Below are 15,218 nucleotides of genomic sequence, written 5' to 3'. Positions count from 1 at the left end.
GCAGCCGACAAGCACGGGCAGCCGCTGTGCTTATTGCCACTCAGCCTTCAGACTCTGCAGTTCATCCCAGTCCCGCTGATCACTGTAGTTCAGCTCCCGGCCAGCCAGCCTGGTCTCCACCTGCCTGAGAATTTCCAGAGCCTCCTCCCGGTCCGAAAGTGGACGAAGCTCTATTCTGGCCTCATAGCGCATTGCCCTGTCAAAAGGATGCTCATGTGACTCTATACTGTTGATTTTAGCCGTCCGCTCACGATCCCTGCGGCGGTGATTCCAGTTTCTGTCCCAGAGTGAACGTGCCAGCTGCAGATAAAAATCTTCCTTGATCTGGACTATTCCGCCCAGTTCATATACCCGTAGCTGCAGATCCACCCCAGCCCTGGCAAAATTAACTGCTGCATCACGGTCACCAAAAGAAATCAGCCTGGGTAAGGCAAGGTATAAAATAGAGGCCGTATAATAGACATGGGCTGCATGGGGATTCAAGGCCGCTGCAGTCTGAAGATTAGTACGCATGTCACCTGCGCCGCGCAGAGATGAGAGAGCACCATCCATCATACCCCGCTGACCGATCAGGGCAGCAGTCCAGAAATATCCGATGTGGTCATCCGGATTCAGTTCGATTGTCCGACGGATCCAGAACTCACCCTCGTCAAAGCGACGGGAAGCCTCCTCCCTGTTCTTAGTCCGCGTAAGTACATCCTCCGCAGAAAAGATGTGGGCCTGCGCCAAACGCCAGCTGATTTCAAATAGCGGTACAGTTTCCTGCCCGGAATCATACAGAGCACGAAGTTCAGCAATTGCAGAGTCGAATTCCCCATTGGTAATCATCCAGTCTATGGAGTTCAACTCCGGATATACGGGAAGCGAAGTCGGAAAAGCTTGCCTGGACAAGCCAGAAACGGAAAACGGCAGGACACACAGTAAAAGAAAAGCAGGAAAGCCGAAAGTATATTTCTTCATATGCTCAATGTACACAAGCTGACCAGGCAAGGAAAGACATTATATTGCAAGAAATCAAGCAAGCATGTATTTTAGACGCTGTGTGCAAGAATTACCTATACTTATTTTTATGTCTGCTATTCACATCGCTCTCAGGCTGCAGTGAGAACCCAGAAAATCCATTGAGTTCATCTCCGCAAAATACCGAACTCCATTTCCCTCTGTATTCGAGTCCGATTGAATACGGCCCTCTTAGTTTGAACGCTCATGCCCAGCAGCTGGTGGAAGACATGAGCCTGCCGGAACTGGCCGCCCAGCCCCTTATCGTCAGCCCTGGTTTCAGCCGATCCGCCAGCGAGAGCTTCAAAACAGGACTCGCAGCCATTCCCGTCGGAGGAGTCATTTTCCTCGGCTACAACATACCCGGCAATGCAGATGAACTCATGTCCTACACCAGGGAACTGCAGGAAGCTTCAGCTGCGGCAGGTGCCTTTCCCCTGTTTATCTCTATTGATCATGAAGGTGGTACGGTATTCCGCCTGCGGGGTATTATCGACAACCTGCCCAATGCTTCTGAAACCGACTTGTACAGTCATGAAGAACTGCACACACTCTATCTTGAGTCCATGGAAAAAATCCGCTCCCTGGGATTCAATATGAATTTTGCTCCGATTCTTGAGCCCCTGACCGAGGAAAACCAGGAATTTCTGCGCTACCGCTCATACTCACATGATCCACAGGAAGTCTATAAAAGAGCTGGCGCAATGATTACCGCCATGCAGCAGACAAGGGTAAGCGCTGTCGGAAAGCATTTTCCAGGCAGCGGTGATGGAGACCCCCATTATGTGCTGCCTGTAATCAGCGAACCCATGAACGATCCCTTGCAGACAGAACTGGTCGCCTTCTCCCGGGCAGTACGCGAACTTGAACTGCCGGCAATAATGACCGCACATGTCATGGTTCCGGACATTGACCCGGAACTGCCGGCAACAATATCAGCGACGGTAATTCAGGATCTTCTGCGAAAAAAAATCGGCTTCTCCGGACTCATTATTACCGATGATCTGTATATGCGCGGTATGACGCTTCGCTATGCACCGGAACAAACAGCCGTTCTGGCACTCGCCGCCGGTGCAGACATGCTGCTTGCCATGGGGAGCAGATATGACCTCATTCATCAGTCGATTATTGAGGCAGTGAAATCCGGTGAGCTCCGCAGGGAACGGCTCATTGAAGCAAATGCGCGAATCATTGCAGAAAAAATACGACTGGGACTGCTCTACAGCGACCAGTCCTAGCAGCCCATCCGAAACATGTTATACTGCAGCTAATGACTGGAATAATAATCGGAACCATATTTTTTATTACCCGCCTGCTCGGCGGTGCAGGATTAACTGAAGCCCTCTACATTGGCGGATCTATTATTTTTACCTGGAACATGCTTATTATCGGCGGTTCTCTGGCCTCAATGCTGTGGGTTTCTCTTCAGCATGGTCAACAGGCAAACAGAACCGAACCAGGCAGTGCACTCTCCCTGCTTATGTCACTCTTCGGACTAGCCGGTATTGCCTACCTCAAACAGGGACGCGCAGCACTCTGGTTCAGCGGATGCATACTGGTACTTGCCGGCAGCAGTGCAATCAGCTGGGTCAGCGGTGGAAACATCCACCCGGCCGGAGCAGCCATCGCTGCAGCAGCCATCGGCGGCGGTCAGTATCTTCGCAATCTGCACCGCAGACGAGCAGAAAGCCTGAATGCCGGGAGCATGAATACGGAACACACTGTCACTACAGACGAAAATACCGGCATGCGCCACGTCGGCAGTAAATCAATAGAATCGGATAATTAAGGGCTCACAGCCGAAAATACGTAATTCCTCCTTGACATACCCCCAGGGGGTATATTACCTTTAGGTAGAAGATACAGGAGGACGTATGGATCATCCGATTAACATAGAAAAAATCACCCTGAACGTGCAGGGCATGACCTGTGCCAGCTGCTCAAGCAGTGTCGAAAAGGCATTGAACAGCAGCAGCGGTGTTCAGCAGGCCAATGTGAACCTGGCCAGTGAAAAGGTAAGTATAAGCTTTGACCCGGGCCAGGTACGCCTGTCAGACCTCAAGAAGGCTGTCGCCAGGGCCGGCTATACGCTGACAGAAGCCAACAGTCAGAAGCAGGAAGAAGAGGATCTGAAGCGTGCCCGCCAGGTACGCATGCGACTCATCGTTTCGGCAAGCCTGAGCTCGAGCATAATGCTGCTCATGATAGTTCACATGTTTATACAGGCTATTCCCGGCTACCTCGTCATAACTGCAATTCTGGCAGCTCCGGTCGTCCTATGGGCAGGATTTCACGTGCACAAGGGAGCATTTGCCGCCATGCGGAGTGGCCGACCGAATATGGACGTGCTGGTCTCACTCGGCTCCCTGCCTCCCTTCTTTATTGGGCTCACTGGCTTCTTCTTTCCCATACAGACTTTCATTGAAATGGCCGCCACAATTATGACATTCCATTTGATCGGGAAATACCTGGAAGTCCGCGCCAAGGGCCGCGCCTCACAGGCAATCAAGAAACTCCTCGAGCTTGGAGCCAAAACCGCCCGGATTCTTGTATCCGGTCCGGACGGCAGCACATCCGTAGAAAAAGAAATCGATGTTGCCGACCTTGCCGTCGGTGACATAATGCTGATCCGCCCCGGTGAAAAAATCCCCGGAGACGGAGAAATTGTAAGCGGCAGCAGCACAATAGACGAAAGCATGGCAACCGGCGAATCGGTACCGGTAAAAAAACAGGTCGGCGACCAGGTGATCGGTGCTACCGTCAATCAGAACGGCAGTATTCAGGTACGGGTCAGTAAAACCGGCGATGACAGCTTCCTCTCCCAGGTTATCCGTCTGGTCGAGGAATGCCAGGGAAGCAAGGTTCCAATACAGGAGTTTGCTGACCGCGTAACCGGCTATTTTGTCCCCGTCATTTTAGGCCTGACCGCCCTGACCTTTACAAGCTTTCTGATTTTCCCTGAATTCCACCTGGCGATCATGAACTGGGGAGCAGGATTCCTGCCCTGGGTTAACCCTGAAGCCGGCCGTCTCACCCTGGCCTTCGTCACTTCAACCGCAGTGCTGGTAATCGCCTGCCCCTGTGCCCTTGGTCTTGGAACCCCCACGGCCCTCATGGTCGGCAGCGGAGTCGGTGCTGAAAACGGAATCCTGATCCGCAACGGTGAAGCCGTTCAGACCCTTAAATCGATATCTATAATTGCCTTCGACAAAACAGGTACCATTACCAAAGGAAAGCCCGCGGTAACCGATATTATCCCCTCTCCGGGAGCCAGTGAATCAGATATTCTGCAGGCAGCAGCCAGCATAGAGCACGCCAGTGAGCACCCCCTGGCACATGCAATAATCAAGGAAGCTGAATCCCGTGGCATAAAGCCCGAGCAGGTACAGGATTTCGAAGCAATCAGCGGTGCCGGAGTACAGGGAACAACTGAGGGTCAGATCATTCTGGCAGGAACCAGAAAACTCATGAACAGCCAGGGAATGGACCCCAGCAGCCTCGAGCAGGACATGCAGCGGCTCGAAAATGAAGCCAAAACCGCGGTAATTATTGCCAGAGCCGGCCGCATTCTCGGCATAATCGCCATTGCTGACCCCATAAAAGAGGATTCAGCCAGGGCAATCGCAGAGCTTGAGGCAATGGGAATTTCTACCGTCATGATCACCGGCGACAATCAGCGAACAGCGCATGCAATCGCAGCCCAGGCCGGAATCAGTCAGGTAATTGCCGAAGTCCTGCCTGACGGCAAGGTCAACGAAATTACCAGATTGCAGCAGACCCACGATTACGTGGCCATGGTTGGTGACGGCATAAATGACGCCCCGGCTCTCAAACAAGCCAACGTCGGCATAGCCATTGGAACCGGTACTGATATCGCAATCGAAGCCGCCGATGTCACCCTGGTCCGCGGTGACCTCGAGAACCTGGTACACGCCATACGACTGTCACGGGCAATATTCAGGAAAATCAAGGAGAACTACTTCTGGGCATGGATGTATAATGTCGCCGCAGTGCCCGTAGCAATGCTCGGACTGCTGCACCCCATGATTGGAGCAGCCGCCATGAGTCTCAGTTCACTGAATGTAGTTTATAACAGCCTGCGCCTCAGAAAAGTCCCGCTGGACAGGGACTAAGGGCCGGAATCAGCAGGAACAATCAGCAGATCCTGGCCAGGGCCTCCCAGGGCAGCAGAAAACAGCGCGCCCTGGCCCTGCTGGTCCGCATTTCCTGCAGAAGATCCAGATCCATGGCCGGCGGAACATCCCGCGAGCCCAGCAGCCATTCCTCGGCACTGTCGGCCAGCAAGCGCAGTTCATCCGGGCCAAGCCCGATAGCCGCAGCACACATAATATCTGCCGAAACCCGGCAGATACTGCAGCCCTCGGTCTCGTGACAGAGATCCGCCAGACGACGGTCAGCCCCCTCACCTTCCCACCTTGCATGTAGCTTTACGGAGTCCCCACAGCGCTCATTGACCGCCGAAGCAGATCCAGCCCCCGCAGCGACAGCCCCCGAAGCCGGCCTCGAATTCAGCCCCGCAGCCACGGCGCTGTCGACCTCACTCCCCTGGCAGGCAAACTGCGGATTCCGGTACCGCTCCATCAGCTTACGGCTGCGCTCGGAATTACCGTACATCAGGCAAACAGACTCTGCGCCCGGTCAACTGCCGTAAAAAAGCGCTCGACATCATCAACGGTATTATACAGGTAAACCACCGCACGCGAGGTCCCCGGAATATTCCAGTGACGCATCAAAGGCTGGGCACAGTGAGTCCCCGTACGGATTGCCACTCCCTGACTATCCAGCAAAGCCCCCGTATCGTGCGGATGCACACCCTTAATATTAAAGCTGAAAATCCCCCCGCTCCTGGCAGGATTCTTGCAGCCATAGACATCCATAAAGGGCCGCTCCGCAGCCTTGCGCAGCATAATCTCCAGCAAGCGATGCTCATGAGAAGCAATCGCCTCCATGCCCACCCCCTGCAGATAACGAACAGCCGCCCCGAAACCGATCACCCCCGCAATATTCGGCGTCCCCGCCTCGAACTTCTGCGGCAAGCGCTCATAGGTAGAATAATCACGGAACACCGACTCAATCATGTCACCGCCGTACAGAAAAGGATCCATGGCATCCAGCACCTGCTCCCGGCCATACAGCACCCCGACCCCCGTCGGCCCCAGCATCTTGTGCGCGCTGAAAGAAAGGAAATCCACATCCAGCTTCCGCAGATCTACCGGATAATGACTCACCAGCTGCGCCCCATCCAGGAAAACCAGCGCCCCGACCGCACGGGCGGCCGCAATAATCGGTTCAAGCGGCGGCATATACCCGGTCACATTCGACATCGCACTCAGCGCAACCAGCCGCACCTTATCTGTAAACAAGGAATCGAGATCGGAAATATCCAGCTCACCCGACGCCGTCAGGGGAATAAAACGCAGTTCAGCCCCCGTCGCCTGCACCGCCGCCTGCCAGGGCACCAGATTCGCGTGGTGCTCAAGCTCGGTCGTCACCACCACATCCCCCGGTTTCAGAAACTTCCGCGCCCAGCTGTAGGCTACCAGATTACTGCTCTCGGTCGCACTCTTGGTAAAAATTATATGACCATCGTCCGGAACATGCAGAAATTCCTTCAGCAGCGATCGCGTCTCGTCAAAAGCAACCGTCGCCTGCTCGCTGTATTCATAATGGCCTCGGTGAATATTGGCATTGTACTCGGTGTAATATCTCGACTCCGCCTCAATCACCTGCATCGGCGTCAGACTCGTCGCCCCGTTGTCCAGATACACCAGGGGCTTGCCGCGCATCAAACGCTGCAGAATCGGAAAATCAGCCCGAATCTTCTCTATTGTCGCATCACTTACATACATACTATTAGGGTACCCTAATTTATCCTCAGAGGGAAGATTATTATAAAAAAGACCCGGTAGAACCGGGTCTTTTGAGAAATTGCGCGCACAGCTCTGCTGTGCCCATAATTAACGCATGGGGCGGACTCAGTCCGACACGCGGACAGCCGCCAGCGCCTTATTTTTTGGCTGCCGCGTAACGCTTCGCCACTTCGTTCCAGTTCACCACCTCGAAAAAGGCATTGATGTATTCGGGACGGCGATTCTGGTACTTCAGATAATAGGCATGTTCCCAAACATCCAGACCAAGAATCGGAGTCTTGTGGTAGGTCATCGGGTTATCCTGGTTGGCAGTGCTGGTAACCTCAAGATCACCGGACTGATTCACAACCAGCCATGCCCAGCCGCTACCGAAACGGCCAGCTGCTGCTGCCGCAAAGCTATCCTTGAAGGCATCGAAACTGCCGAAGGCCGCATCTATCCTGCTCGCGAGTTCACCGGAAGGCTTACCACCGCCGTCGGGACCGATAACCGTCCAGAACAGACTATGGTTCACATGACCGCCACCGTTGTTGCGGACCGCTGTCTGCAGGTTTTCCGGTAGGGTATTTACTTCCTTGACCAGGGTTTCAGCATCCCAGTCAGCATATTCAGTTCCCTCAACCGCAGCATTCAGTTTGGCAACATAGCCAGCATGATGCTTGTCATGGTGAATTTCCATGGTCTGGGCGTCGATATGCGGCTCGAGCGCATTGAAAGCATATGGTAAATCAGGTGTCGTAAAAGCCATAATAATCTCCTTTATGTTCCTTCCTCAAAACATACTGATTTTGCTCAGGAAACGGCAAGCTTCTTCAAGGCATCATCCAGAGAAAGCTCATAACGGACCGCATCTTCATAGTCCTGCATACGATCCGGATCACCAACCGAAACACTGCCTTTCACGATACCATCCTGTACATACCAGGCCTGGTATATGCCGTTTTGCTCGACCTCATGCAGCTGGAATGCAGCAGGGTTCTGTGGAACGTTAACCGTACAGAACAGCTTTCCGTTCGCAGTAAACTTCAGGCGGAAAACCGGATTGTCCCAGGCTTTGCGTCCGGACTGGTCGTGGTTGCTATCTGCAATCATATTGCGGGCTGCCAGTGTACCCTGGGCATCTGCAGCACGCCAGACACCCGTCAGACTGCCGTCAGGATGCTGCGCACAGTCACCAGCAGCATAGATATCTGAAACGGAAGTCTCGAGGTATTTATTAACCTGAATACCGCGATCTGTCTCGATGCCAGCATCCGATGCCAGACTGACATCCGGCTCAATACCATAGGCTACCGCCACAATATCGGCATGGAATTCACCCTCACCATGGCTCACCCCGCCGCCGAGACTTACGGAAAGCTTGGGAAGCGGAACACCCGGGCGGTTCTGTTCAACCCGGACCAGTTCGCTTTGCATCACCAGCTTGATTTCGAGTGCGCTTAGTTCCTGCTGCAGCAGTTCAGATGCCCGCGGACTCAAACGCTTCTGCATAAGTCTCGTGCCACGAGTCCCGAGAACCACCTGCAGACCGCGCTGCGCAAGCTGATCAGCAAGCTCCACAGCCAGAACACCATCACCTGCCACAACAGCCGAAGTAGCCGAGGATGCAGTCAGTATAAGAGCCTCGGCCTCCTCTGCGGTACGCAAAACAGTCAGCTCGTCGGTATCTATGCCGTAACGGGAGGAAAGCCTCGGACGGCCGCCGGTCGCCAGCAGCAAGCGTTCATAGGAGAACTCCGAACCGTTACTCAAAGCCAGTGTTTTTGTCTCGGGATCAATACCGATTACCTGTACATCTGTCAGCAGATCGATACCAGCCGGTTCCCAGAAACCTGCATCCTCAAGCGCAAACTGATCGCGTTCAAATCCATGGACCAGATTCTTGGATAACTGGGTGCGATGATACGGAAAGCGATCCTCATTGCTGATTACCAGCAGCGGCGCCTGCGGATCTTCCTGGCGGATAGCGCGGGCTGCTGCAGTTCCAGCAGCGCCAGCACCGACTATAACATAGCTGTAGCGAGTCTTCACGGTTTGCTCCTCTCATGATACTATCTGAACAATATACACTATCTAAAGGAGTACTGAAAACATGAGTTTACGACAAGTAATATCCCTGGATAATGCAGCAATCGGCCCGTACTCTCCCGCCGTACAGGTCGGAAATCAGCTGTTTGTGTCCGGACAGATACCGCTCGACTTTGAAAGCGGCGAACTTGTGACGGGTGGCATCCAGGTACAGACCCGACAGGCTCTGGAGAACATAGGACGCATACTGACCCGCGCAGGCTTCTGCTGGGGAGATCTGGTAAAATGTACCATACTGCTGACAGACATCAACGATTTTGCAGCAGTAAACGAAGTCTATGCAGAATACGTGCAGGAACCCTACCCGGCACGGGCCGCATACGCAGTCGCCGCACTCCCGAAGAATGCCGGAATAGAAATTGAAGCTATCGCAATCCGCGATTGAAAAGGAACACATGGAAAACACATTAATTGCCTACTACAGCAAGACAGGCAGCAGCGAAGAAGCAGCAGGACTTATCTGTGAGGAACTGAAAGCAAAGGGGCACAGCTGCAGCATCCGTGCAATCAGCGACATTCACTCAGCCGCCGATTTTGAAGGTTTTGACAGTCTGATAATCGGCGCACCGATCCATGGAATGAACTGGGCAGAAGAAGGAAAAACCTTTCTGGAAAGCTATGCCAGCGAACTCGGCAGCCGGAAGGTCTACCTGTACAGTGTCGGCTATGTCATGCACAGTGGGCGGAAATTCTGGCACAACGTGGTGACCAAGGGCATGGATACCCTCGCCAACCAGTATGGAGCAGCCGGAACCGTTCACTTCAAGGGAAGAATAGACAAGCAGATGCCAGGAGCAGCCCGGTTGCTGTTCGGTATTTCCAAGCAGACACCAGCAGACATCCGGGACTGCCAGGAAGTCAGGGACTGGGCTCGCAGCATAGCCTGAGCCACTGCAATCATTGGGTCCGGTAACGTAACCGGACCCAATCAGTCCAGTCACTATCTGGCCCAGCGCGCCTTCCTGCTGGCATCCTCCATCGCCTTGTTAACCAGTTCAGCAGCATCTTCACGATCCATGCCGGCCAGACCAGTTATCGGCTCACCGTAATAAAAGGTAACCCGGCTGAAGGGCAAAGGAACAATCGAGCTGTCCCAGGCCTTCCTGCTGGTATAATTCACCGTAGAATGAACCCCTACCGGAATGATTGGAACTCCAGTCAGCTGCTGCATGAGAATCGGCCCCAGCTTGGTCTTGTATGGAGGGCCGCTTGGCCCGTCAGGGGTAATAGCAACAATCTTCTGTTTCTTCAGAAGATTGATAATACTCCGCATCGAGCTCACTGAATTATCTGTACTGGATCCCCGTACTACATCCCATTGCATCCGCTCCAGAGTCTGACCGATAATCTGGCCCTCACGACTGATTCCAGCCAATGCAGTATAGCCCGACTTCCGCCACTGCAGTATTACCACCCATAAATTCTGGTGCCAGACAAGCAGCAGCCCGCCATTTTTCATAGCATCTTCTGCCTGTTTCCTGTTAATATCCCTATAACGGCTGAAAAATAAATCCGCCCTCATTATCTGCTGAATAAGCCAGGAAAACCTGCGTACACTCAGTTGAAACATGATTCCTCCGCAAAATATCTGATCTGTACAGGGGCATTATAGTACGGGATTCCGAAAAACGGCACAACAATATCTTAATATTTTTATTATTGATTTTCTAATATACCCTGATACAGGAGAGAACAGACAACACACTGTATGTTTTCCTTTAGATACCCCGCAGTATATGCTATTATACATCTGACATGAAAGAACACTCCCACTGTCTGAACATAATTCACAATCCCGTTGCTGTACAACTCAGAAAACGTGTCGAACGCTGTGCAGTGCGGGCAGTAATTCACCAGGGAAAAAACTTTCTTATGGTGTATTCAGAGCAGATAGGTGACTACAAGTTCCCCGGTGGTGGCATCGAATACGGAGAGGATGCTGCCAGCGCTCTCAGCCGTGAACTACAGGAAGAATGCGGCTGCATAACCACCGAAATCGGACCAAAGCTGCTTGTAATAGAAGAGTTCAGCCAGGCTCGTGAAAGCTCAGACACCGCCTTTGTCATGAAATCAGCCTACTACAGCTGCAGCATCAGCAGCAGAACCGTTCAGCCTGAGCTGGAAAAATATGAACAGGAACTCGGCTTTGTCAGTCGCTGGGTAAGTCTGGAGGAAGCACTGACAGCCAATAATGCAATCCTGAATGACCCGACCACCGAAAGCCCAAGCTGGCTGCAACGGGAAATACTTGCCCTTGAAACTATGAGCAGGCTATTCGCATGAACCCGCAGTCACCGCATATAAGCTGTCCCCTCTGTGCCGATCAGCAGGAAAAACAGCAGGTACAAGGGAAAGACACACGCCGCTATTTTCTCTGCCCCACCTGCCGGTTGATATTTATAGATCCTGCCAGCAGACTCACCCCCGAAGCCGAAAAATCGTACTACGGAACCCATGAGAACAGCATAGAACAGCCAGGCTATGTCAGATTTCTGCAGCAGATTATAACACCTACCTTAGCCTGGCTCAGAACCGGCATGCGGGGACTCGACTACGGCTGCGGACCCGGCCCCACCCTTTCCGAACTCCTTCGCCGGGAAGGAATGCACTGTGATGATTATGATCCGTTATTCAGACCACAGAAACCTCAAGGACCCTATGACTTTATATTCTCAACCGAGTGCTTCGAGCATTTTTATGAACCCGTACATGACATTCAGCAGATAACTGAATTGCTGAAACAGGACGGAATACTTGCAGTCATGACCGAGCAATGGCAGGACCTCCCGCAGTTCCGGCAATGGTACTATACCACCGACCCCAGCCATAGCTCATATTTCCACCGGCAGACAATGGACTATGTCGCCGCCAGATTCTCGCTTCAAATAATCCAGGAAGTCAAAAACAGAATAATTATTTTCCGCAAGCTATAAACCACATGCAAAATCCCGTCATTTTCTTGCAATATGAGAAACATCCCCTATACTGAGTTAAAAATGGTACCGCATACTCTGCCTCCTGGTCCGCCGGACAGAGCAGTGCGCTCCAGACAGAGAGCATGAAGCAATTCTCATATACCTTCGAGAATTGCCCCGCTGTGCCCGGAATACAGGTCAGGGCGATCCGGAGATTCTCTTCTGCAGGCAGCAACACCTTCCAGCGGACTTCGAACACCCCGTTTGTTACGTACAGCCACATGCGTATAGATCATGGTAGTTTTCAGATTATTATGACCAAGCAGTTCCTGCACCGTACGGATATCGTAACCGTCTTCAATAAGATGCGTCGCAAAACTATGTCGGAAGCTGTGAACCGAGGCAGGTCTGGAAATATCAGCATCCTGCAAGGACTTACGAACCTGCCGCTGCAGCACTGACGGATGAATATGCCACCGAACCTTCCTGGAACTACGGGGATCGGTACAGAACCCGGATGCCGGAAACAACCAGAACCAGTTCCAGTCCTTGTCGACGCCACGATATTTTCTGGCAATGGCCTGCGGAATCGCAACACCGGGATTTCCCTCGCGACGATCACGCTCCCAGATTTCACGCTGACTTTTTATATGATGCCGTACATCTTCATGCAGCACAGGCGGAAACAGAGTCAGCCTATCCTTGTCACCTTTCCCGGATCTTACAGTCAACATCGCATTCTCGAAATCCAGATCCTTGATCCTCAAACACAGACATTCTTCAAGCCTGAGCCCTCCTGCATAAATAAGTTGTAGCATGAGACGATAAGGGTTTGACATAAGCGAGAACACAGTCGAAACTTCAGGCTTACTCAGGACAACCGGCAGCCTGCGTTTTGGTTTCGCCCGCAGTGCAGACTGGAGACCATCAATATCCACCTGGATTACCGAGCGATACAGCACCAGCAAGGCGTTGAAAGCCTGATTCTGGGTTCCTGAGCCAACATGCTGCTCAGCTGCCAGCCACCCGAGAAATGCACGAAGATCAGCAGCTGAAAACTGCCGTGAATCGGGGAATCCCCGGTGTTCACACAGGAATGAAAAAAAGCGATGCAGCCAGGAAATATACGATTTTTCTGTCTTGTATGATCGATGCTTCAGTCTGAGTACTTCCCTCACCTGATTCTCGAGGTATGCAGTTCTCTGTTGCCAGTTGTCAGCAGCAGCCGTATCCGGATCTATAGAACGCTCCAGCAGATCTATAAACAGAAAATAACGCTGCAGAGCTTCGACTGCATACTGGACATGCGTCTCCGGCTTTCTTCTACTCAGCGCAATGGCAAACTGCTCAATAGACTGCTCTCTTTCCTCCGGAAGATCAGGGGCCATACGTAGATAATATGAAACCCAATTGCAGGAATACTCGGCTATTTTATTGCCAAGACCCAATGAGTCAGCAATATACAACCTGAATTGATCCAGATAGTTATTCACTATTCCCCCTACCAGGTATTACAACAGATAATTTCATCCGGAAGGGTAAATTTACAACTCAAACGGAATTTATGTATTCACTCTTGGTGATTATCTTGATTATAAATTAATTGACGATGATGCTAATATGACGGATATTTAATTTATATACGTCACGGAGGCCTATATGGACACAAAACTAACTTTAAGATTAGACAAAGACGTTATTGAAAGAATAAAAATATATGCCTCTATCCATAACCAATCAGTCAGTGATTTAGCTGAAAAACTATACAAAATGTATTTGGTTAAAGAGAATTATGCCCTGCAAGAAGACAATTACTCGTCTATTACAAAAAAGTATAAAGATATAATAAAATATAATACTGAAATTGATAATACAAAGAAAAATTATTTATTTGAGAAGCATGCAAAATGATACAATATTAAGATTTATTTCTCCATTAACATTAGCCAATTGTTATTATATAATATCCAAATAATTAAATCTGCACTAGCCAATAGATATAAAGATTTTGAGGACGATTTGCATATTGTAATAGCTGAAAAACAAAATGTAGAATTTATTATCACAAGAAATAAAAAAGATTTTCGATCAAATACTATTACTATTGTGGATGCAGAAGAGTTTATAACTATAATAAAAGCAGGATAACAAGTACATTAAATACACTCGCCTAATGTCATGATTTTTGTTGTTTCCGGCTTTCGCCGGCCAAAAAATCGCGCCAGCTTAAGGGCGAGCTGATTAAGAGATCGTCCGTGTCGAAAACATATTCTACTGGGCTTGGTAGTAATAAGCAGAAGATTTCTATTATTCTGCCCGTATTTGCACTGATGATTGCATTCTTACAACATTTACTGATGTTGAAATAGCTTATATTCCTTCACCATAATGAGAAATGACAAATTGATTTTTTTTATTAGAATCTTGCAAGCAAATATGTTAGATTGACCCTTCGGGCAGAAGAGAAAGAAATGAAAACTATACAAGCGATTCAACCATTAAATATTATTAATAGATCACCAGATATAGTATTATCTTTGAATAAAATTAGGTTTGAATTAGAAAAAAGGAATGATGATCAATATAATGAGATTTGTTGGTTTCTACGAGAATATCCAAGAATATTTAGACACCATTTAGAATGTTTTGTATATCGACTTGGTAATGTTCACGCAATTTATGTTGAAGCTCATAAAGAATTTACCAATAGATTAAATAACCATGATGCTGAACTACCTGATGTATCAAATTGCAATCTTACGTGTGAAGAATATGGGAAATTAAAAAAATCTAAACTAAATGGAATGGCGTTGTCTAATATTAAAACGAAAGTAATGTATTGGGAATTTGAATCCTTGTTATCATCAGCTAATATTTCTTTGGACATAACGGCAAGAATATTAAGTACAGCATTTAAGGAACAATTACCACCGAATTTTAATAAAGCTTGTAAGAATAAAAATGATACTTATGGAATTATCAGTTTTCTAAATTCTGAAAAGGATGGTTGGGTTTCGAAAATGAAGGATTATAGGGATTGTTTTATTCATTATACTCCAGTTGATACTGTGTTATCGATTGAAGCAATAAAGCTAAAAAACAAATGGTTTATTTACGGAAAACTACCCATAAATCCCAATGAAAGAGACATTACTAGATTTGAATTTAATTATGATGTTGATGTATTAAAATACTCTGTTTTTATTTATGAAAAAATATTGAATTTAGATAAAGAAATAAGTTTAAAACTACTTAAAATGTATGATGACAAAATATATCCTGTAAGAACTAATGGATTGTTTAATATTGGAAGAAGAGAATAAAT

16 protein-coding genes are annotated in these 15,218 nt (G+C 49.6%); 9 read left to right on the top strand and 7 right to left on the bottom strand.

The genetic code is table 11. The features are described from left to right. Positions 1 to 30: 30 nt before the first annotated feature. Positions 31 to 960, bottom strand: a complete 930-nt coding sequence (locus ACYQ2L_RS05505; protein WP_460052225.1) for a tetratricopeptide repeat protein — start codon at positions 958 to 960, stop codon at positions 31 to 33. 269 nt (positions 961 to 1,229) lie between these two features. On the opposite strand from ACYQ2L_RS05505, the gene ACYQ2L_RS05500 reads away from it, so the two are divergent. The 3 genes from ACYQ2L_RS05500 to ACYQ2L_RS05490 all read left to right on the top strand — a co-directional run bounded on the left by ACYQ2L_RS05500 (position 1,230) and on the right by ACYQ2L_RS05490 (position 5,132). Beyond that, positions 1,230 to 2,237, top strand: coding sequence for a glycoside hydrolase family 3 N-terminal domain-containing protein (locus ACYQ2L_RS05500; RefSeq protein WP_460052221.1), 1,008 nt, complete (start codon positions 1,230 to 1,232; stop codon positions 2,235 to 2,237). A gap of 32 nt (positions 2,238 to 2,269) precedes the next feature. Beyond that, positions 2,270 to 2,788 carry a hypothetical protein gene (locus ACYQ2L_RS05495; RefSeq protein WP_460052217.1) on the top strand — a complete coding sequence of 173 codons (519 nt, stop codon included), beginning with the start codon at positions 2,270 to 2,272 and terminating at the stop codon, positions 2,786 to 2,788. 85 nt (positions 2,789 to 2,873) lie between these two features. Continuing rightward, positions 2,874 to 5,132 (top strand): heavy metal translocating P-type ATPase, encoded by a 2,259-nt coding sequence (locus ACYQ2L_RS05490; RefSeq protein ID WP_460052214.1) that lies wholly within the window; start codon positions 2,874 to 2,876, stop codon positions 5,130 to 5,132. Between the two features lie 22 nt (positions 5,133 to 5,154). Here ACYQ2L_RS05490 and ACYQ2L_RS05485 read toward each other — a convergent pair whose 3' ends face one another. From ACYQ2L_RS05485 to ACYQ2L_RS05470, 4 genes are all read right to left on the bottom strand, one after another. Further along, positions 5,155 to 5,634, bottom strand: a complete 480-nt coding sequence (locus tag ACYQ2L_RS05485) for an iron-sulfur cluster assembly scaffold protein (RefSeq protein WP_460052210.1) — start codon at positions 5,632 to 5,634, stop codon at positions 5,155 to 5,157. Next, positions 5,634 to 6,869 (bottom strand): aminotransferase class V-fold PLP-dependent enzyme, encoded by a 1,236-nt coding sequence (locus ACYQ2L_RS05480; protein WP_460052207.1) that lies wholly within the window; start codon positions 6,867 to 6,869, stop codon positions 5,634 to 5,636. The genes ACYQ2L_RS05485 and ACYQ2L_RS05480 overlap by 1 nt, the downstream gene beginning before the upstream one ends. A gap of 157 nt (positions 6,870 to 7,026) precedes the next feature. Continuing rightward, on the bottom strand, positions 7,027 to 7,638 hold the full coding sequence (locus tag ACYQ2L_RS05475; RefSeq protein WP_460052203.1) for a superoxide dismutase: 612 nt from the start codon (positions 7,636 to 7,638) through the stop codon (positions 7,027 to 7,029). A 44-nt stretch (positions 7,639 to 7,682) separates the two neighbouring features. Then, positions 7,683 to 8,921: an NAD(P)/FAD-dependent oxidoreductase gene (locus tag ACYQ2L_RS05470; RefSeq protein ID WP_460052200.1), complete on the bottom strand. Its 1,239-nt coding sequence runs from the start codon at positions 8,919 to 8,921 to the stop codon at positions 7,683 to 7,685. Positions 8,922 to 8,982: 61 nt separating this feature from the next. On the opposite strand from ACYQ2L_RS05470, the gene ACYQ2L_RS05465 reads away from it, so the two are divergent. Further along, the gene (locus ACYQ2L_RS05465; protein ID WP_460052197.1) at positions 8,983 to 9,363 is read left to right on the top strand and encodes a Rid family detoxifying hydrolase; all 381 of its coding nucleotides are present in this window, start codon (positions 8,983 to 8,985) and stop codon (positions 9,361 to 9,363) included. Between the two features lie 10 nt (positions 9,364 to 9,373). After that, positions 9,374 to 9,865 (top strand): flavodoxin domain-containing protein, encoded by a 492-nt coding sequence (locus ACYQ2L_RS05460; RefSeq protein ID WP_460052193.1) that lies wholly within the window; start codon positions 9,374 to 9,376, stop codon positions 9,863 to 9,865. 53 nt (positions 9,866 to 9,918) lie between these two features. On the opposite strand, the gene ACYQ2L_RS05455 is transcribed toward ACYQ2L_RS05460, so the two are convergent. Further along, complete coding sequence (locus ACYQ2L_RS05455; protein WP_460052189.1) at positions 9,919 to 10,548, bottom strand: lysophospholipid acyltransferase family protein; 630 nt, start codon at positions 10,546 to 10,548, stop codon at positions 9,919 to 9,921. A gap of 185 nt (positions 10,549 to 10,733) precedes the next feature. Between ACYQ2L_RS05455 and ACYQ2L_RS05450 the strand changes: the two genes are divergently transcribed. After that, a complete protein-coding gene (locus tag ACYQ2L_RS05450; protein ID WP_460052185.1) occupies positions 10,734 to 11,261 on the top strand; it encodes an NUDIX hydrolase in 528 nt (175 codons plus the stop codon). After that, positions 11,258 to 11,911: a class I SAM-dependent methyltransferase gene (locus ACYQ2L_RS05445; protein ID WP_460052180.1), complete on the top strand. Its 654-nt coding sequence runs from the start codon at positions 11,258 to 11,260 to the stop codon at positions 11,909 to 11,911. Before ACYQ2L_RS05450 ends, ACYQ2L_RS05445 begins: the two co-directional genes overlap by 4 nt. Before the next feature lie 137 nt (positions 11,912 to 12,048). Here the strand turns inward: ACYQ2L_RS05445 and ACYQ2L_RS05440 are convergent, their stop codons facing one another. Next, positions 12,049 to 13,386 carry an integron integrase gene (locus ACYQ2L_RS05440; RefSeq protein ID WP_460052176.1) on the bottom strand — a complete coding sequence of 446 codons (1,338 nt, stop codon included), beginning with the start codon at positions 13,384 to 13,386 and terminating at the stop codon, positions 12,049 to 12,051. Between the two features lie 166 nt (positions 13,387 to 13,552). On the opposite strand from ACYQ2L_RS05440, the gene ACYQ2L_RS05435 reads away from it, so the two are divergent. Both ACYQ2L_RS05435 and ACYQ2L_RS05430 read left to right on the top strand, forming a co-directional pair. Then, positions 13,553 to 13,804 (top strand): DUF6364 family protein, encoded by a 252-nt coding sequence (locus tag ACYQ2L_RS05435; RefSeq protein WP_460052173.1) that lies wholly within the window; start codon positions 13,553 to 13,555, stop codon positions 13,802 to 13,804. A gap of 560 nt (positions 13,805 to 14,364) precedes the next feature. Further along, on the top strand, positions 14,365 to 15,216 hold the full coding sequence (locus ACYQ2L_RS05430; RefSeq protein ID WP_460052168.1) for a hypothetical protein: 852 nt from the start codon (positions 14,365 to 14,367) through the stop codon (positions 15,214 to 15,216). The last annotated feature ends 2 nt before the right edge of the window (positions 15,217 to 15,218 follow it).

The sequence above is a fragment of the Spirochaeta dissipatitropha genome, assembly GCF_054657935.1.
The sequence above is the reverse complement of the archived record's forward strand: the minus strand, read 5'-3'. Positions and strand labels throughout refer to the sequence as shown.